Origin of the sequence: Chryseobacterium vaccae, assembly GCF_009602705.1 — a bacterium.
In the GTDB taxonomy this organism is placed as follows: domain Bacteria; phylum Bacteroidota; class Bacteroidia; order Flavobacteriales; family Weeksellaceae; genus Chryseobacterium; species Chryseobacterium vaccae.
Genome location: NZ_VSWH01000001.1, coordinates 2,932,646 through 2,952,490 on the forward strand (window position 1 = coordinate 2,932,646; position 19,845 = coordinate 2,952,490).

General features: G+C 42.0%; 8 protein-coding genes, 4 tRNA genes and 6 rRNA genes. All 18 read right to left on the reverse strand.

The window, feature by feature from the left end; translation table 11 throughout:
• Nucleotides 1–88: 88 nt before the first annotated feature.
• Nucleotides 89–197, reverse strand: a 5S ribosomal RNA gene (rrf, locus tag FW768_RS13310).
• Nucleotides 198–354: 157 nt separating this feature from the next.
• Nucleotides 355–3,114: ribosomal RNA gene (locus tag FW768_RS13315) — 23S ribosomal RNA — on the reverse strand.
• 157 nt (nt 3,115–3,271) lie between these two features.
• A tRNA-Ala gene (locus FW768_RS13320) sits at nt 3,272–3,345 on the reverse strand.
• An 82-nt stretch (nt 3,346–3,427) separates the two neighbouring features.
• Nucleotides 3,428–3,501: transfer RNA gene (locus FW768_RS13325), tRNA-Ile, on the reverse strand.
• Between the two features lie 207 nt (nt 3,502–3,708).
• Nucleotides 3,709–5,225, reverse strand: a 16S ribosomal RNA gene (locus FW768_RS13330).
• Between the two features lie 1,261 nt (nt 5,226–6,486).
• A 5S ribosomal RNA gene (rrf, locus tag FW768_RS13335) occupies nt 6,487–6,595 on the reverse strand.
• Nucleotides 6,596–6,752: 157 nt separating this feature from the next.
• Nucleotides 6,753–9,512, reverse strand: a 23S ribosomal RNA gene (locus FW768_RS13340).
• Nucleotides 9,513–9,669: 157 nt separating this feature from the next.
• Nucleotides 9,670–9,743 (reverse strand) — tRNA-Ala (locus FW768_RS13345).
• 82 nt (nt 9,744–9,825) lie between these two features.
• Nucleotides 9,826–9,899 (reverse strand) — tRNA-Ile (locus FW768_RS13350).
• A gap of 207 nt (nt 9,900–10,106) precedes the next feature.
• Nucleotides 10,107–11,623, reverse strand: a 16S ribosomal RNA gene (locus tag FW768_RS13355).
• Together the 16S, 23S and 5S rRNA genes with 4 tRNA genes alongside form the textbook arrangement of a ribosomal RNA operon.
• A gap of 545 nt (nt 11,624–12,168) precedes the next feature.
• The gene (locus tag FW768_RS13360; protein WP_153396149.1) at nt 12,169–12,849 is read right to left on the reverse strand and encodes a hypothetical protein; all 681 of its coding nucleotides are present in this window, start codon (nt 12,847–12,849) and stop codon (nt 12,169–12,171) included.
• Between the two features lie 10 nt (nt 12,850–12,859).
• Nucleotides 12,860–13,720 carry a dTDP-4-dehydrorhamnose reductase gene (gene rfbD, locus FW768_RS13365; RefSeq protein ID WP_153396151.1) on the reverse strand — a complete coding sequence of 287 codons (861 nt, stop codon included), beginning with the start codon at nt 13,718–13,720 and terminating at the stop codon, nt 12,860–12,862.
• A 53-nt stretch (nt 13,721–13,773) separates the two neighbouring features.
• Nucleotides 13,774–14,259, reverse strand: a complete 486-nt coding sequence (locus FW768_RS13370) for an acyl-CoA thioesterase (protein WP_153396153.1) — start codon at nt 14,257–14,259, stop codon at nt 13,774–13,776.
• Between the two features lie 67 nt (nt 14,260–14,326).
• Nucleotides 14,327–14,830: an OmpH family outer membrane protein gene (locus tag FW768_RS13375; protein WP_153396155.1), complete on the reverse strand. Its 504-nt coding sequence runs from the start codon at nt 14,828–14,830 to the stop codon at nt 14,327–14,329.
• A 64-nt stretch (nt 14,831–14,894) separates the two neighbouring features.
• Nucleotides 14,895–15,446 (reverse strand): OmpH family outer membrane protein, encoded by a 552-nt coding sequence (locus tag FW768_RS13380; protein ID WP_153396156.1) that lies wholly within the window; start codon nt 15,444–15,446, stop codon nt 14,895–14,897.
• A gap of 10 nt (nt 15,447–15,456) precedes the next feature.
• A complete protein-coding gene (gene bamA, locus FW768_RS13385) occupies nt 15,457–17,994 on the reverse strand; it encodes an outer membrane protein assembly factor BamA (protein ID WP_153396158.1) in 2,538 nt (845 codons plus the stop codon).
• 27 nt (nt 17,995–18,021) lie between these two features.
• Nucleotides 18,022–18,771: an isoprenyl transferase gene (locus FW768_RS13390; RefSeq protein ID WP_153396160.1), complete on the reverse strand. Its 750-nt coding sequence runs from the start codon at nt 18,769–18,771 to the stop codon at nt 18,022–18,024.
• Nucleotides 18,772–18,776: 5 nt separating this feature from the next.
• A complete protein-coding gene (gene porG / locus FW768_RS13395; RefSeq protein WP_153396162.1) occupies nt 18,777–19,667 on the reverse strand; it encodes a type IX secretion system protein PorG in 891 nt (296 codons plus the stop codon).
• Nucleotides 19,668–19,845: the final 178 nt, after the last annotated feature.

Consider the following 19,845-nt stretch of genomic DNA (forward strand, 5'->3'; position numbering starts at 1 on the left):
CCTATTCCCTAATTCCTTCTCCCTATTGCAGTATACAACAAAAAAAAAGTCTCATACAAAACTGTATGAGACTTTCTAATAATATAAAAACTGGCGGCGGCCTACTCTCCCGCTTGTCGCAGTACCATCGGCGCTGGTGGGCTTAACTTCTGTGTTCGGAATGGGAACAGGTGAGCCCCACCGCTAAAACCACCCTAAAGAAGGTATATAGCTGTAGGCAGTAGGCTATAAGCTTCAAGCTTACAGCGTAAAGCATACTGCTTTTTTATCGATAAAAACTTTCACAAAGACAAAACCTTAACTGCGCATAAAAGGCTTGTATAATTTAAATTATATTTGTTATAGCAACCTATAGGCTATAAATCTACGGGTAATTAGTACTACTCGGCTATGACATTACTGCCTTTACACCTATAGCCTATCAACGTGGTCATCTCCCACGACCCTTAAAAGATGTCTCATCTTGAGGCGAGTTTCGCACTTATATGCTTTCAGTGCTTATCTCTTCCAAACGTAGCTACTCAGCGGTGCACCTGGCGGTACAACTGATACACCAGAGGTTTGTTCAATTCGGTCCTCTCGTACTAGAATCAAGCCCTCTCAAACATCTAACGCCCGCAATAGATAGAGACCGAACTGTCTCACGACGTTCTGAACCCAGCTCGCGTGCCACTTTAATGGGCGAACAGCCCAACCCTTGGGACCTTCTCCAGCCCCAGGATGTGACGAGCCGACATCGAGGTGCCGAACCTCCCCGTCGATGTGAGCTCTTGGGGGAGACTAGCCTGTTATCCCCGGAGTACCTTTTATCCTATGAGCGATGGCCCTTCCATACGGAACCACCGGATCACTATGTCCTGCTTTCGCACCTGATCGACTTGTTGGTCTCACAGTCAAGCACCCTTATGCCATTACACTCTACGCACGGTTACCAAGCGTGCTGAGGGTACCTTTGAAAGCCTCCGTTACTCTTTTGGAGGCGACCACCCCAGTCAAACTACCCACCACGCAATGTCCTTCAATTCAGAAGTTAGGCTCCAAGTAAGTAAAGGGTGGTATTTCAACGTTGGCTCCACCAACACTAGCGTGCCGGCTTCAAAGCCTCCCACCTATCCTACACATTACTTACTCAAAGTCAATACGAAGTTATAGTAAAGGTTCACAGGGTCTTTTCGTCCCATTGCGGGTAATCGGCATCTTCACCGATACTACAATTTCACCGAGCTCGTGGCTGAGACAGTGCCCAGATCGTTACACCATTCGTGCAGGTCGGAACTTACCCGACAAGGAATTTCGCTACCTTAGGACCGTTATAGTTACGGCCGCCGTTTACTGGGGCTTCAGTTAATGCCTTCGGTTTAACCCTAAGCACCTTCCTTAACCTTCCAGCACCGGGCAGGTGTCAGACCCTATACAGCATCTTTCGATTTAGCAGAGTCCTGTGTTTTTGATAAACAGTCGCCTGGGCCTCTTCACTGCGGCCACCATTGCTGATGGCGTCTCTTCTTCCGAAGTTACGAGACTATTTTGCCTAGTTCCTTAGCCACGACTCACTCGAGCACCTTAGGATTCTCTCCTCGACTACCTGTGTCGGTTTTGGTACGGGTTGCTTCAATTCGGCTTTTCTTGGATCAGATTACACTACAGCAGCTTCGCCCGAAGGCTAGGCCTTGACTATTCCGTCAGTCTCCAGCAGCTACATCCAACCGTCCCCTTTATTCTTGAGCAAGTATGGGAATATTAACCCATTGTCCATCCACTACCCCTTTCGGGTTCGCGTTAGGTCCCGACTAACCCTCAGCTGATTAGCATGGCTGAGGAAACCTTAGTCTTTCGGTGAGGGGGTTTCTCGCCCCCTTTATCGTTACTTATGCCTACATTTTCTTTTCTATCCGCTCCACAATACCTCACAGTACTGCTTCGGCGCAAATAGAATGCTCTCCTACCAGATATACCCCTAAGGTATAAATCCATAGCTTCGGTAATATGTTTATGCCCGATTATTATCCATGCCGGACCGCTCGACTAGTGAGCTGTTACGCACTCTTTAAATGAATGGCTGCTTCCAAGCCAACATCCTAGCTGTCAATGCAGTCCAACCGCGTTGCTTCAACTTAACATATATTTGGGGACCTTAGCTGTTGGTCTGGGTTCTTTCCCTCTCGGACATGGACCTTAGCACCCATGCCCTCACTGCCGACGAACATTTATTAGCATTCGGAGTTTGTCAGGAATTGGTAGGTGGTGAAACCCCCGCATCCAATCAGTAGCTCTACCTCTAATAAACTTAACATCGACGCTGCACCTAAATGCATTTCGGAGAGTACGAGCTATCTCCCAGTTTGATTGGCCTTTCACCCCTACCCACAGGTCATCCGAAGACTTTTCAACGTCAACCGGTTCGGTCCTCCACTCTGTGTTACCAGAGCTTCAACCTGCCCATGGGTAGATCACAAGGTTTCGCGTCTAATCCTACTAACTAACCGCCCTATTCAGACTCGCTTTCGCTCCGGCTCCGGTACTTAATACCTTAACCTCGCTAGTAAAATTAACTCGTAGGCTCATTATGCAAAAGGCACGCCGTCACAGCTTAATGCTGCTCCGACCGCTTGTAGGCGTACGGTTTCAGGTTCTATTTCACCCTTCTATTCGAAGTGCTTTTCACCTTTCCTTCACAGTACTTGTTCACTATCGGTCTTTCAGGAGTATTTAGCCTTGGAGGATGGTCCCCCCATATTCAGACAGGATTTCACGTGTCCCGCCCTACTCATTTATCACTCAAATATGCCTTTCATATACGGGGCTATCACCCTCTACGGCTGTTCTTTCCAGAACATTCTATTAAACATATATCAGCTTTTGGGCTAATCCGCTTTCGCTCGCCACTACTTACGGAATCTCTTCGATTTCTTTTCCTCCGGGTACTTAGATGTTTCAGTTCTCCGGGTTTGCTTCCCCTAAGGGATGACATGTCTTCAACATGCCGGGTTGCCCCATTCGGACATCTGCGGATCTATTCGTGTGTGCCGATCCCCGCAGCTTTTCGCAGCTTACCACGTCCTTCTTCGCCTCTGAAAGCCTAGGCATCCGCCATACGCCCTTAACGATTTCTTTCCTATTTTTAGGTTACTCAAGCGCTTTTATGCGCTCGGTTTTCTCTTTGTGATGTCTTTACCGTTAATGTCAATGATCTTTAATGCTATTTCTGCTTTAACCCGCAAATATTGTTTTTGGCTCTATTTGCTTTTTTAAGATTAAAACATCCACTATGTGGAGAATAAGGGAGTCGAACCCTTGACCTCCTGCGTGCAAGGCAGGCGCTCTAGCCAGCTGAGCTAATTCCCCCTCTAGGTGCTGTAGGCTTTACGCTATAAAACCAAGGCTTAATGCCTCCAGCTTAATGCTTATTGCTTACCGCTTTAATTAGTAGTCTCGGGCAGGCTCGAACTGCCGACCTCTACATTATCAGTGTAGCGCTCTAACCAGCTGAGCTACGAGACTGTCTGTTAGACTAACAGATTTCAGATAATAGATACCAGACTTAGCTTTTTCTTTTATCTTTCCTCTCGTCTCAATCCCTTTTACTAATTTCTAGTGGGTGTTGTATTGTTTTATATATCAACCAAATAAAAAACTAAAGCTGAACTTTAAGTAAGTTCGTGTGTATCTTACGATACTTAATTTTGTTTAACGTTCTTCAACGCTCTAAAATGAGATGTTCCAGCCGCACCTTCCGGTACGGCTACCTTGTTACGACTTAGCCCTAGTTACCTGTTTTACCCTAGGCAGCTCCTGTTACGGTCACCGACTTCAGGTACCCCAGACTTCCATGGCTTGACGGGCGGTGTGTACAAGGCCCGGGAACGTATTCACCGCGCCATGGCTGATGCGCGATTACTAGCGATTCCAGCTTCATAGAGTCGAGTTGCAGACTCCAATCCGAACTGAGACCGGCTTTCGAGATTTGCATCACATCGCTGTGTAGCTGCCCTCTGTACCGGCCATTGTATTACGTGTGTGGCCCAAGGCGTAAGGGCCGTGATGATTTGACGTCATCCCCACCTTCCTCTCTACTTGCGTAGGCAGTCTCACTAGAGTCCCCAACTTAATGATGGCAACTAGTGACAGGGGTTGCGCTCGTTGCAGGACTTAACCTAACACCTCACGGCACGAGCTGACGACAACCATGCAGCACCTTGAAAAATGTCCGAAGAAAAGTCTATTTCTAAACCTGTCATTTCCCATTTAAGCCTTGGTAAGGTTCCTCGCGTATCATCGAATTAAACCACATAATCCACCGCTTGTGCGGGCCCCCGTCAATTCCTTTGAGTTTCATTCTTGCGAACGTACTCCCCAGGTGGCTAACTTATCACTTTCGCTTAGTCTCTGAATCCGAAAATCCAAAAACGAGTTAGCATCGTTTACGGCGTGGACTACCAGGGTATCTAATCCTGTTCGCTCCCCACGCTTTCGTCCATCAGCGTCAGTTGTTGCTTAGTAACCTGCCTTCGCAATTGGTGTTCTAAGTAATATCTATGCATTTCACCGCTACACTACTTATTCCAGCTACTTCAACAACACTCAAGACATGCAGTATCAATGGCAGTTTCACAGTTAAGCTGTGAGATTTCACCACTGACTTACACATCAGCCTACGGACCCTTTAAACCCAATAAATCCGGATAACGCTTGCACCCTCCGTATTACCGCGGCTGCTGGCACGGAGTTAGCCGGTGCTTATTCGTATAGTACCTTCAGCTAGATACACGTATCTAGGTTTATCCCTATACAAAAGAAGTTTACAACCCATAGGGCCGTCATCCTTCACGCGGGATGGCTGGATCAGGCTTGCACCCATTGTCCAATATTCCTCACTGCTGCCTCCCGTAGGAGTCTGGTCCGTGTCTCAGTACCAGTGTGGGGGATCACCCTCTCAGGCCCCCTAAAGATCGTAGACTTGGTGAGCCGTTACCTCACCAACTATCTAATCTTGCGCGTGCCCATCTCTATCCACCGGAGTTTTCAATATCAACTGATGCCAGTCAATATATTATGGGGTATTAATCTTCCTTTCGAAAGGCTATCCCCCAGATAAAGGCAGGTTGCACACGTGTTCCGCACCCGTACGCCGCTCTCTCTGTCCCGAAAGACAAATACCGCTCGGCTTGCATGTGTTAGGCCTCCCGCTAGCGTTCATCCTGAGCCAGGATCAAACTCTCCATTGTATGTTTGTCCCGAGCTCACTCAAAGTTTCTTAACGCTTTAGTTTTTCCTTACTTGGTTGTTATATTGTATGTCAATGATCTTTATATCTTTCCGCTTTCATAAAGAACTCTCTCTGTCGTTCTGTTCCTTATTTGCGGTTGCAAAAGTAATAACTTATTTCTTAATGACCAAATGTTTTGAAAGAAAATTTTAAAGTTTTTTTAGTAACCTTAACCCCTCTCTAAAACTCAATCCTTAACTCCTGCGCTTCCCGGCAAACCGGACTGCAAAGGTAAACATTTTTTTTAATTCCACAAAACTTATTTTATAAAGTTTTTTCGGTCTCCTTAAATGAATACTTAGAGTGTTTTTTATTCTTCTGCGCTTACTGATAATCTCTCGTTTTCAGTGCGGCAAAGATAACAACTTATACCGTCATAAAACAAACTTACTTAACATAAAATTCATATAATATTTATATTGTGGATAAGTATTGTCATAAGATTCTATTTTTGAATACGTTAATGGAATAGTAGACTTATCCACAATAACAGATTATTAGTTAATAGTTGTGGAGAGATCCTCAAAATACTGGAAAACAAGATGGAGACCAGGAATAAAGCCAGGAAAAAAAACTTCAAAGTCTGGAGGATAAGCTAGGTTTAGTGTAAGGAAAATATTAGAGGAAACATGTGGAAAACGGACTGGATATAAAAGGAAGTATTATTATAGAAAACAATATTTAAGAACTGGAAAGATTATTTTCAAACAAATCCCACAGGCAGCACGGAACTTCATGTTTAATAATTCTCGCTAATCAGGCGGATTGAGCAGATCTTTATTTTACAGATATTAAAAAATATTGTTAAAAATATTGGAATCTAGATTTTGGCTAAAGCTTTTCTGTTCTGCTTTGCTGTAAGCAGGCTTTAGCCCGCTTCTATTGAATATATTGTTTATCAATTAAATGTTTCTAAAAGTTTAAGACAAAAAAATCCCGTACATTATTTTGTACGGGATTTTGTATTCTTTATTTTGATTAATCAGATATTATAGCTACAGGCCGCCCTTACAGGACTAGCAAATCCAAAACATAATATGAATCTATGCTATTAACAGGGCGCTCCTACGGAGCTTACCAGCGTACTGCTTATAGCTTATAGCTTATAGCTTATAGCTTATAGCTTATAGCTTATAGCTTATAGCTCAAAAATAATGGGTGCAGTATACAACAAAAAAAAGTCTCATACAAAACTGTATGAGACTTTCTAATAATATAAAAACTGGCGGCGGCCTACTCTCCCGCTTGTCGCAGTACCATCGGCGCTGGTGGGCTTAACTTCTGTGTTCGGAATGGGAACAGGTGAGCCCCACCGCTAAAACCACCCTAAAGAAGGTATATAGCTGTAGGCAGTAGGCTATAAGCTTCAAGCTTACAGCGTAAAGCATACTGCTTTTTTATCGATAAAAACTTTCACAAAGACAAAACCTTAACTGCGCATAAAAGGCTTGTATAATTTAAATTATATTTGTTATAGCAACCTATAGGCTATAAATCTACGGGTAATTAGTACTACTCGGCTATGACATTACTGCCTTTACACCTATAGCCTATCAACGTGGTCATCTCCCACGACCCTTAAAAGATGTCTCATCTTGAGGCGAGTTTCGCACTTATATGCTTTCAGTGCTTATCTCTTCCAAACGTAGCTACTCAGCGGTGCACCTGGCGGTACAACTGATACACCAGAGGTTTGTTCAATTCGGTCCTCTCGTACTAGAATCAAGCCCTCTCAAACATCTAACGCCCGCAATAGATAGAGACCGAACTGTCTCACGACGTTCTGAACCCAGCTCGCGTGCCACTTTAATGGGCGAACAGCCCAACCCTTGGGACCTTCTCCAGCCCCAGGATGTGACGAGCCGACATCGAGGTGCCGAACCTCCCCGTCGATGTGAGCTCTTGGGGGAGACTAGCCTGTTATCCCCGGAGTACCTTTTATCCTATGAGCGATGGCCCTTCCATACGGAACCACCGGATCACTATGTCCTGCTTTCGCACCTGATCGACTTGTTGGTCTCACAGTCAAGCACCCTTATGCCATTACACTCTACGCACGGTTACCAAGCGTGCTGAGGGTACCTTTGAAAGCCTCCGTTACTCTTTTGGAGGCGACCACCCCAGTCAAACTACCCACCACGCAATGTCCTTCAATTCAGAAGTTAGGCTCCAAGTAAGTAAAGGGTGGTATTTCAACGTTGGCTCCACCAACACTAGCGTGCCGGCTTCAAAGCCTCCCACCTATCCTACACATTACTTACTCAAAGTCAATACGAAGTTATAGTAAAGGTTCACAGGGTCTTTTCGTCCCATTGCGGGTAATCGGCATCTTCACCGATACTACAATTTCACCGAGCTCGTGGCTGAGACAGTGCCCAGATCGTTACACCATTCGTGCAGGTCGGAACTTACCCGACAAGGAATTTCGCTACCTTAGGACCGTTATAGTTACGGCCGCCGTTTACTGGGGCTTCAGTTAATGCCTTCGGTTTAACCCTAAGCACCTTCCTTAACCTTCCAGCACCGGGCAGGTGTCAGACCCTATACAGCATCTTTCGATTTAGCAGAGTCCTGTGTTTTTGATAAACAGTCGCCTGGGCCTCTTCACTGCGGCCACCATTGCTGATGGCGTCTCTTCTTCCGAAGTTACGAGACTATTTTGCCTAGTTCCTTAGCCACGACTCACTCGAGCACCTTAGGATTCTCTCCTCGACTACCTGTGTCGGTTTTGGTACGGGTTGCTTCAATTCGGCTTTTCTTGGATCAGATTACACTACAGCAGCTTCGCCCGAAGGCTAGGCCTTGACTATTCCGTCAGTCTCCAGCAGCTACATCCAACCGTCCCCTTTATTCTTGAGCAAGTATGGGAATATTAACCCATTGTCCATCCACTACCCCTTTCGGGTTCGCGTTAGGTCCCGACTAACCCTCAGCTGATTAGCATGGCTGAGGAAACCTTAGTCTTTCGGTGAGGGGGTTTCTCGCCCCCTTTATCGTTACTTATGCCTACATTTTCTTTTCTATCCGCTCCACAATACCTCACAGTACTGCTTCGGCGCAAATAGAATGCTCTCCTACCAGATATACCCCTAAGGTATAAATCCATAGCTTCGGTAATATGTTTATGCCCGATTATTATCCATGCCGGACCGCTCGACTAGTGAGCTGTTACGCACTCTTTAAATGAATGGCTGCTTCCAAGCCAACATCCTAGCTGTCAATGCAGTCCAACCGCGTTGCTTCAACTTAACATATATTTGGGGACCTTAGCTGTTGGTCTGGGTTCTTTCCCTCTCGGACATGGACCTTAGCACCCATGCCCTCACTGCCGACGAACATTTATTAGCATTCGGAGTTTGTCAGGAATTGGTAGGTGGTGAAACCCCCGCATCCAATCAGTAGCTCTACCTCTAATAAACTTAACATCGACGCTGCACCTAAATGCATTTCGGAGAGTACGAGCTATCTCCCAGTTTGATTGGCCTTTCACCCCTACCCACAGGTCATCCGAAGACTTTTCAACGTCAACCGGTTCGGTCCTCCACTCTGTGTTACCAGAGCTTCAACCTGCCCATGGGTAGATCACAAGGTTTCGCGTCTAATCCTACTAACTAACCGCCCTATTCAGACTCGCTTTCGCTCCGGCTCCGGTACTTAATACCTTAACCTCGCTAGTAAAATTAACTCGTAGGCTCATTATGCAAAAGGCACGCCGTCACAGCTTAATGCTGCTCCGACCGCTTGTAGGCGTACGGTTTCAGGTTCTATTTCACCCTTCTATTCGAAGTGCTTTTCACCTTTCCTTCACAGTACTTGTTCACTATCGGTCTTTCAGGAGTATTTAGCCTTGGAGGATGGTCCCCCCATATTCAGACAGGATTTCACGTGTCCCGCCCTACTCATTTATCACTCAAATATGCCTTTCATATACGGGGCTATCACCCTCTACGGCTGTTCTTTCCAGAACATTCTATTAAACATATATCAGCTTTTGGGCTAATCCGCTTTCGCTCGCCACTACTTACGGAATCTCTTCGATTTCTTTTCCTCCGGGTACTTAGATGTTTCAGTTCTCCGGGTTTGCTTCCCCTAAGGGATGACATGTCTTCAACATGCCGGGTTGCCCCATTCGGACATCTGCGGATCTATTCGTGTGTGCCGATCCCCGCAGCTTTTCGCAGCTTACCACGTCCTTCTTCGCCTCTGAAAGCCTAGGCATCCGCCATACGCCCTTAACGATTTCTTTCCTATTTTTAGGTTACTCAAGCGCTTTTATGCGCTCGGTTTTCTCTTTGTGATGTCTTTACCGTTAATGTCAATGATCTTTAATGCTATTTCTGCTTTAACCCGCAAATATTGTTTTTGGCTCTATTTGCTTTTTTAAGATTAAAACATCCACTATGTGGAGAATAAGGGAGTCGAACCCTTGACCTCCTGCGTGCAAGGCAGGCGCTCTAGCCAGCTGAGCTAATTCCCCCTCTAGGTGCTGTAGGCTTTACGCTATAAAACCAAGGCTTAATGCCTCCAGCTTAATGCTTATTGCTTACCGCTTTAATTAGTAGTCTCGGGCAGGCTCGAACTGCCGACCTCTACATTATCAGTGTAGCGCTCTAACCAGCTGAGCTACGAGACTGTCTGTTAGACTAACAGATTTCAGATAATAGATACCAGACTTAGCTTTTTCTTTTATCTTTCCTCTCGTCTCAATCCCTTTTACTAATTTCTAGTGGGTGTTGTATTGTTTTATATATCAACCAAATAAAAAACTAAAGCTGAACTTTAAGTAAGTTCGTGTGTATCTTACGATACTTAATTTTGTTTAACGTTCTTCAACGCTCTAAAATGAGATGTTCCAGCCGCACCTTCCGGTACGGCTACCTTGTTACGACTTAGCCCTAGTTACCTGTTTTACCCTAGGCAGCTCCTGTTACGGTCACCGACTTCAGGTACCCCAGACTTCCATGGCTTGACGGGCGGTGTGTACAAGGCCCGGGAACGTATTCACCGCGCCATGGCTGATGCGCGATTACTAGCGATTCCAGCTTCATAGAGTCGAGTTGCAGACTCCAATCCGAACTGAGACCGGCTTTCGAGATTTGCATCACATCGCTGTGTAGCTGCCCTCTGTACCGGCCATTGTATTACGTGTGTGGCCCAAGGCGTAAGGGCCGTGATGATTTGACGTCATCCCCACCTTCCTCTCTACTTGCGTAGGCAGTCTCACTAGAGTCCCCAACTTAATGATGGCAACTAGTGACAGGGGTTGCGCTCGTTGCAGGACTTAACCTAACACCTCACGGCACGAGCTGACGACAACCATGCAGCACCTTGAAAAATGTCCGAAGAAAAGTCTATTTCTAAACCTGTCATTTCCCATTTAAGCCTTGGTAAGGTTCCTCGCGTATCATCGAATTAAACCACATAATCCACCGCTTGTGCGGGCCCCCGTCAATTCCTTTGAGTTTCATTCTTGCGAACGTACTCCCCAGGTGGCTAACTTATCACTTTCGCTTAGTCTCTGAATCCGAAAATCCAAAAACGAGTTAGCATCGTTTACGGCGTGGACTACCAGGGTATCTAATCCTGTTCGCTCCCCACGCTTTCGTCCATCAGCGTCAGTTGTTGCTTAGTAACCTGCCTTCGCAATTGGTGTTCTAAGTAATATCTATGCATTTCACCGCTACACTACTTATTCCAGCTACTTCAACAACACTCAAGACATGCAGTATCAATGGCAGTTTCACAGTTAAGCTGTGAGATTTCACCACTGACTTACACATCAGCCTACGGACCCTTTAAACCCAATAAATCCGGATAACGCTTGCACCCTCCGTATTACCGCGGCTGCTGGCACGGAGTTAGCCGGTGCTTATTCGTATAGTACCTTCAGCTAGATACACGTATCTAGGTTTATCCCTATACAAAAGAAGTTTACAACCCATAGGGCCGTCATCCTTCACGCGGGATGGCTGGATCAGGCTTGCACCCATTGTCCAATATTCCTCACTGCTGCCTCCCGTAGGAGTCTGGTCCGTGTCTCAGTACCAGTGTGGGGGATCACCCTCTCAGGCCCCCTAAAGATCGTAGACTTGGTGAGCCGTTACCTCACCAACTATCTAATCTTGCGCGTGCCCATCTCTATCCACCGGAGTTTTCAATATCAACTGATGCCAGTCAATATATTATGGGGTATTAATCTTCCTTTCGAAAGGCTATCCCCCAGATAAAGGCAGGTTGCACACGTGTTCCGCACCCGTACGCCGCTCTCTCTGTCCCGAAAGACAAATACCGCTCGGCTTGCATGTGTTAGGCCTCCCGCTAGCGTTCATCCTGAGCCAGGATCAAACTCTCCATTGTATGTTTGTCCCGAGCTCACTCAAAGTTTCTTAACGCTTTAGTTTTTCCTTACTTGGTTGTTATATTGTATGTCAATGATCTTTATATCTTTCCGCTTTCATAAAGAACTCTCTCTGTCGTTCTGTTCCTTATTTGCGGTTGCAAAAGTAATAACTTATTTCTTAATGACCAAATGTTTTGAAAGAAAATTTTAAAGTTTTTTTAGTAACCTTAACCCCTCTCTAAAACTCAATCCTTAACTCCTGCGCTTCCCGGCAAACCGGACTGCAAAGGTAAACATTTTTTTTAATTCCACAAAACTTATTTTATAAAGTTTTTTCGGTCTCCTTAAATGAATACTTAGAGTGTTTTTTATTCTTCTGCGCTTACTGATAATCTCTCGTTTTCAGTGCGGCAAAGATAACAACTTATACCGTCATAAAACAAACTTACTTAACATAAAATTCATCTTCATTTAATAAAAAGGACATAAACGGCTGTAATGCAGGGAGAAAAATTTCAAACTATTGTTTAATTATTCACCAAAATCTTACATCAAATGAGTTTTATTGTTTTTGTTGTTGATAAATCAGGCTTAAAAAATCAGCATACGATTTTTCCAGTCCTATAATATCTCCTGATTTAAGATTTAAACCGCCTATTCCAGAGGTATCGGATTTAACTTTTAGTGATGAAATCTGAAAATATAAATTCTCATCAGCTGTTTTAGGCTGGATCTTAATTGTGGAGCCTAGCAGTTTTTTTGTTGACATCGTATAAACTTCGCCGGGAATAATCTCCAATGTAATAAAAGATCTTGGCGAGAGTGTATAATCTTTTTTATTGATATTTATTTTCTGATCTTTTTCTGAGGATGCAAATATATACAGCATTCCTTTCTCGGTTATCAACTTTTCTTTTGGTGTATAATATAATGCCAGCCTATAGTTGGAAGGATTGAATGGCTGTGGAGCCCCATCTACATTTTCAAAGGGTTTTAAAGCAATTGAATTGGCTCCAATTTCTTTTGCCTTCTTATAAACTACCGAAAAAACGGCAGCATCCTCTTTTGAAAATCCCTGCACATCAATTACACCGAGATATTGTGCATCTGTTACGGCATCAAATTTTCTGTATAAAAATTTATCTGTGTTCTCATTGATTTTCTCAACTTTTGTAAGATATATGTTCTGTGCACAAAATAGCTGAGTACACAAAACAGAAAAGGCCAATGTTAGATTTTTCATATCAATTCTATTATGGTACCAGGATTTTGACACATTCTTCCAGACTGTTCTCCCAATGTTTTGGTTCTATTTTATAGGTCTCTTCTATTTTATCTAATGACATGGTGCTTCTTGCCGGTCTTTTTGCCGGAGTGGGATACTGTTCTGTAGTGAGAGCGTTCAGCTTTACCGAAGATTTGGAGAATTCAGCAATCTTTTTGGCGAAATCGAACCAGGTAGCCTCAGGATAATTGGAGAAGTGGAAAATTCCAAAAGTTTTAACCGGCGCTTCAATAATATTCATAATCGCTTCAGCCAAATCGTTCGCATTGGTAGGCTGGCCAAACTGATCGGCAACGATTCCCAGTTCATCTTTTTGAGAAAACAGATTCAGCATTGTTTTAACGAAGTTTTTATTGAACTCTGAATACAGCCATGATGTTCTCAAAATAATGGTTTGGGGATTAATTTCCAACGCCAGTTCCTCTCCTTTTCTTTTTGACTCTCCGTATACTCCTGTTGGGTTGGTAAAATCATCTTCTGAATAAGGAAGATTGGTATCTCCATCAAAAACATAATCTGTTGAAACATGAATCAGGATACTTTTATTTTCTGTACATGCCTGAGCCAGATGAGCTACCCCATCTGCATTTACGGCAAATGCTTTTTCAGTTTCTTTTTCTGCAAGATCAACGGCTGTGTAAGCTGAAGCATTGATGCAGTAATCAGGTTTGTTATCATAAAAGAAGTCGTTAACCTGATCTTCGTTCGTGACATCCAGGTTTTTTGAGTCGGTAAATATAAATTCGTAGGCATTTTCAAAATCAGGGGCTATTTTCCTAATGCAGTTTCCCAATTGTCCGTTGCTGCCTATTACTGCTATTTTTTTCATCTGTAACTTTATATGTATGGTTGTAAATTAGGAATACTCCTATTGGTTATTCGTTATGAATTTTTTGCGTTCTGTGATCTTAAGAATTTAACTCTTGGCTGAAAGTCCTTTTGTTCCAGATCTACATAGAACTTGTGAAAGGTTTCTTTAATATCTTCAGGATGAACCTCGGATCTTCTTGTCTTAATATTAAAGTAAATCACGGTAACCCATAAAACGGCATGAACTGTTTTTTCATCCAGGCTTTTCATTAGTATTTCCACTTTTGCAGTTCTGTCTTGTATTTCAATCGTCTTACTGCTGATGACTACCTGAGTGTTGTATCGTACTTCTTTTAAGTAAGCGATCTCATTCTGAATGGCAATCCACGTACAGCCGGTCTGTTTAGTATATTCTTCGTATGTAAATCCGTAAAATGTCTCTACATGATCTTCCCTTGCATTGAACATATAGTCCAGATATTTTACATTATTCAGATGTCCTATTGGATCACAATCGCTGAAACGGACTTTTACCGTGGTTGATACTTCTTTTTCCATGGTGCAAAAATACAAAAAAAACCGCCTCTAAAGGGGGCGGTTGAATTTATAAAACTTTGTTAATTTCTTAGTTAACTCCTAGTTCTTTCTTTACAGCGGCGGTAGCATCGATACCTCCTTTGTAAATGAATGCCTGAGAGTTTGAATCCATGATGTAGTCATATCCGTTTGCTTTAGCAACTTTTTCTACAGCATCGTTCAATTTCTTTTCAATTGGTCCGAAGATCGCATCTTGCTTTACCCCAAGATCTTTTTGAGCTTTCTCCTGCATTTGTCCGATTTCTTCACGGATTTTAGTTAATTCTGCTTCTCTGGCTTTGTTTTCATCAGCCGTTTTCTTAGGGGCTTCTTCAGTATACTGCTTTAGTTTAGCTTCACCTGCGTCTACTCTTTTCTTAATTTCGGCTTGTTTTGTATCTAGGAATGTTTTTAGTTCAGCATCAGCTTTTTTCTTTTCAGGCATTGCATTAAGAACTGCAGATACATCTAAAGTAGCCATTTTCTGAGCTTTTGCCATACCTACTGATACAACCATCATCACCGCTGCAAATAATACACTTAATTTTTTCATAACTGGTTAATAAATAATTTAATTTGTTTGTTAGATTTCAAATGTGTGCAAAAGTTAATTTGTATTATTTTTTACTTTTGCTGTTACTTTTTTCTTTTTTTTCGGTTCCTTTCAACAGAATGTCAAGAACTTTCTCGGTATAATCATACCTTTTTTGAAGAAAAAGCACATTGTTACTTGTTTTATCAAGAACCGTGCCCAATCCGTTTTTCTCTGCCATCGTTTTAATGGCCCCCCAGATCTGATCCTGGAAAGGTAAAACCAGATTGGTTCTAAGCTTTGTGATCTCTCCATTGGCACCGAATCTTAAACTTGTTGTTGTTTTGATGCTTTTATCAAGATCCATTACTTCTTTTTCTCTAAGCTTCAGCTGGTCGCCGATCAGTAAAACTTTTTCACTTTCAAATGCTGCCTTTTTTCTTTCGTACTCAGACTGCAGGTTTTGAAGTTCAGACTGCCAGGTATCAATCTGGGCGTTAAGTCTTGCTTCTGCTTCTTTGTACTGAGGCATTTTACTTAAAATTTCATTGGTATCCACCACGCCTACTTTCTGGGCGCTAAAAATCCCGGCAAGCAGTAATAATACAAATGTGAAAGTTATTTTAAAGTTTTTCATATCTTATGAATTATAGTGATTGATTCATCAAGAAGTGGGTCTTCCATCCAGATGGTTCTGTTCCGGAAATTGTTTTATCAAATCCATATGCGAAGTCGAACCCGATCAAACCAAATGCTCCCATATAAACTCTTACCCCTACTCCGACTGATCTTTTCAACTGGAAAGGATTGTAAGTGCTCCATGAGTTCCAAACGTTACCACCTTCTGCAAAAGTTAGTGCATAGATTTTTGCCGTCTGGCTCATTGAGATTGGGTATCTTAATTCTAATGTAAATCTGTTATAGATGGTTCCACCTCCTTTCTGAGTAATATCTTCTGTTTCTCCACCGTAAGTAGATGCATTTTCATATCCTCTCAAAGGAATTAGTTCACGACCGTCATATCTACCTCCGAAAAGTCCGGTTCCTCCTACATAGAATCTTTCGAAAGGCGGAGCTCCAAGCTGCTTGTTATATCCATCCATGAATCCCATTTCGGCAGAGGATCTCAACACCAGTTTTCCAGCAATTTCGTTGTATACGTCAGCCTTGAACTTGATTTTGTAGAATTCCATCCACTTATATTTGTTGATAGGGCTCATTGTAGAGTAATCTTTATTACTGAACAGTGAATATGGAGGGGTTAGTTTTGCAGAAAGTTCGATATTAGAACCCATTGTTGGGAAAATCGGGTCAATTCCGGCTGAGTTTCTGCTTAAACCTAAGTTGATACTGAGGTTATTGGCATCTCCATTATATTCTGTTGTATCTCCAAACTGGAACGGATAGTTTTTGAAGTTATACTTCTGAAACTGAATTCCTGTATATAAAGAGAAATAATCATCCGGCCAGTTCAATAGTCTGTTCAGACCTGCTGATGCAGAGAAAATGTTCAATTTCTGGGCATTTCCATAAGTATCATTATATTTTACTCTGGAATTGTTCACACTTACAGAAAGCGCTGTTTGCTTTGTTCCGAACAACCATGGCTCAGTAAATGAGATTCCGTAGTTCTGGAAGTACTGTCCTGCCTGTGCCTGAATGGATAAGGTTTGCCCATCTCCCTGAGGTACCGGTTTAAAGTCTTTAAACTTAAGGAAGTTTCTTAGTGAGAAGTTACTGAACGTAAGTCCTAATGTTCCGATAAAGCTGTTACCACCGTAACCTGCCTGCAACTGAACCTGAGAAGATCCTTTTTCAACAAGTTTCCAATTGATATCTACTGTATTATCCTGCTGGTTTGGCTGGATATCCTGCCCTACCTGCTGAGGATCAAAGAAAGACATCCCTGCTAAATCAAAGTAGGTTCTCTTGATCTCTGTTTTTTTGAAAAGTTCTCCCGGCTTTGTTCTTAAAGCTCTTAATACAACGTGGTCATGGGTTGTTGTATTCCCCTGCCATGTTACTTTATTCCAGGTAGCCTGTTCTCCTTCATTAATTCTGATCTCAAGATTTACGGCATCACCCGATACGGATTTTTCTACCGGAGTAACATTGGAGAAAAGGTACCCATTGTTCATATAAACAGATTTGATATCTGAATCATCTTCTTTTCCTCCGTCTTCGCCTACTTTTTTGTTGAAACCTACGGCATCGTAGATATCTCCTTTTTTATATCCTAATAATCTCTGTAATTGTTCTGTAGGGTATACGGTATTTCCGGTGAATGTAATATCTCCGATATAATATTTTTTACCCTCTTTCAGTTTTACATTGATTTCGTAATTATTTCTTTTGTTTCTCCATACAGAATCTGAAACGATTACCGCATCTCTATACCCTAACGAGTTATAGTAGCTGATAAGACTTTGTTTGTCTTCCTGATACTTATCTTCAATAAATTTTGAAGATTTAAGAATACCACCAATTCCGAATCTCTTTTGTTTGGTTTCTTTGAAAGCTTTCTTTCTAAGTTTAGCATCGGAAACGCTTTGGTTGCCTTCAAATTCGATATGGTCAATTTTGATTCTTTTCCCTTTATCTACATTGATGGTCCAGTCTACCATAGACGGATCGTTTGCATTTACTTTATCCTGAATGGTAATCTTAGCATCAGCAAAACCTTTTTTTATGTAGTCTTTAGGTATTTTAGTTTTAAGACTTGATATAAGGTTCTGTGTAATCTTAGTACCTGGCTTCAGGTTATTATCTTTTATAAGCTTTTCATTTTTGGATTTACCAATCCCTTTCCCTTTGAATTTTACTTCTCCAAGGTCTTTAAGGTCTTCCAGGTAGAATCTCAGAACGACAGTTTGTCCTTCAATACTCTGAACATACACCTCTACTTCTGAAAAAGATTGGGTATCCCATAGTTTTTTAACAGCATTGCTGATTTTCTGTCCCGGGATGTCCACAACTTCTCCTTTGCTTAGACCTGTAAATCGTAAGATCTGAGCGGGTGTATATTTTTTGACCCCATCTACAACAATGTCCTTAAGTGTGTAAGTTCCTGCTTCATTTTCTGCATGTACAGCACTATTTACTTTTGTACTGTCCTGAGGAGTTACTTGTCCATAAAAATGTGCAGAAGCAGCAAACATTATGATGGGTAATAGTCTAAACTTCATTTTATCGAGTCTTTCTTTTCTTTAAATTTATTGGGCTTTTATCTGATCGCCGGTGAGACCGTATCTTCTTTCTTTGTTTTGATAATCTACAATACATTGGAAGAAAATATCTTTGGTAAAGTCCGGCCATAGGACATTTAAAAATTGTAGTTCTGCGTAGGCAATCTGCCAAAGGAGAAAATTGCTTATTCTTATTTCTCCACTGGTTCTTATCAGCAGGTCTACAGGAGGAAAATTTTTGGTGTAGAGATAGCTTTCAAATAGTTTTTCATCAATATTCTCTGCTTCTACTTTTCCTTCTTTCACATCAGAACTTATATTTTTCACGGCTTCCAAAATTTCATTTTGAGAGCCGTAGCTAATTGCCAATACTAAATTTCCTTTTGTGTTTTCTTTGGTAAGCTCTACTACACGTTCAAGCTGTTCTCTCACAATGGAAGGCAGTTTCTCAAGATTCCCGATCACATGCATTCTCAATCCTTTGCTGAAAATTTCTTCGGCTTCCAGCAATAAGGTTTCTACCAACAGATTCATCAGGGTACTGACTTCTTCTGCGGGACGGCTCCAATTTTCGGATGAAAATGTGTAAAGTGTTAAATAGGGTATATTGATCTCATTACAAGCATTAATGGCACTTCTTACAGCATTAATGGCATTCTTGTGACCGAAAGATCTTTCTTCGCCACGGGATTTTGCCCATCTTCCATTACCATCCATAATGATGGCTACGTGTTTTGGTAAATTCTCAGAATTTATTTTATCTTTAATCAACGACATATTCATTAATCACAATAACATGGAGGTCTTCCGAAAGAGTAAGTCAGTCCTAAGCTGAAAGTATTCATCCAGTCTTTGGATCTTCCATCACCAATATTTCTTCTTCCGATAAACTCTTGCTCTCTTTCTTTGGAAACTGCATAATAATTTCCAGACTGCAGCAGCGAACCGCCTGTAGCAGGATCTAATATATCTGCATTAAAAGAAGATTTTACATCTTCAGATAATATTTTGCTGTGATCCAGCTGATCAGTCAGCGTATATCTGAATGTAGCTTCTGCAAAGATAGCCCAGTTATGGTTAAACTTGTATTTCAATCCTACTCCAAAAGGAATATGCATTGTCACTTTTTTCCCCAATGAATATTCTTCAGTAGTTTTGAAGTCTGATTCGTTGATAGGAGCCTGCGCCACACCATCGGCATCTCTTCTGAAGTCATTCACCAGATTTGCTTTAGGGGCATCAAACATTAAAGCACCTACACCACCGAAGATGTATGGGCTTACCATGCTTATCTGCTCGTTATTTACCGGAAAAAAGTTGTATTCAAACATTAAGCTTGCCTCATATACGTTATTTTTTCCGTATGAGTTTCTTTTCACTCTGTATTCTTCTTTTGCCGCTTTATCGCTGAACTGAATCTGGTTATAGCCTAAATCCAATCGTACAGTCTGATGCGGGTTAAAATTAAATCTGTATAATATGCCTCCATAAAACGGGAAGCCCCATTCTGACGCTCTGTCTAAATCCAATGGCTTTTGTAAGATATAATTGGTTCTCCCTACGTCCCCCACAAGATTACTCATCCCCAGGCGAACTCCCAATTCATTTCTTTGTGCTTTAACACTTACCATTCCAAGGAAGGCAAGAAAGCTAAACAATAATTTTTTATTCATAAAAGAATATGGATTTATGGTTATTTTAAAATTTAATTTTTGCAAATATAAAACATTTTTATATTAATGATATTCTTAATGTTTAGTTAAAAATAAACAAAAAAACATAATTTGTTATAAAGTAAACGGCAAAGTAACGAAAATATTCTTTTTTTCACAGAATTCAATTACTTAAAAT

Bases quoted from the DNA above. Each gene is read 5' to 3' on its own strand.
- FW768_RS13360 (WP_153396149.1), bottom strand. From the start codon at position 12,849: ATGAAAAATCTAACATTGGCCTTTTCTGTTTTGTGTACTCAGCTATTT.
- rfbD (WP_153396151.1), bottom strand. From the start codon at position 13,720: ATGAAAAAAATAGCAGTAATAGGCAGCAACGGACAATTGGGAAACTGC.
- FW768_RS13370 (WP_153396153.1), bottom strand. From the start codon at position 14,259: ATGGAAAAAGAAGTATCAACCACGGTAAAAGTCCGTTTCAGCGATTGT.
- FW768_RS13375 (WP_153396155.1), bottom strand. From the start codon at position 14,830: ATGAAAAAATTAAGTGTATTATTTGCAGCGGTGATGATGGTTGTATCA.
- FW768_RS13380 (WP_153396156.1), bottom strand. From the start codon at position 15,446: ATGAAAAACTTTAAAATAACTTTCACATTTGTATTATTACTGCTTGCC.
- bamA (WP_153396158.1), bottom strand. From the start codon at position 17,994: ATGAAGTTTAGACTATTACCCATCATAATGTTTGCTGCTTCTGCACAT.
- FW768_RS13390 (WP_153396160.1), bottom strand. From the start codon at position 18,771: ATGTCGTTGATTAAAGATAAAATAAATTCTGAGAATTTACCAAAACAC.
- porG (WP_153396162.1), bottom strand. From the start codon at position 19,667: ATGAATAAAAAATTATTGTTTAGCTTTCTTGCCTTCCTTGGAATGGTA.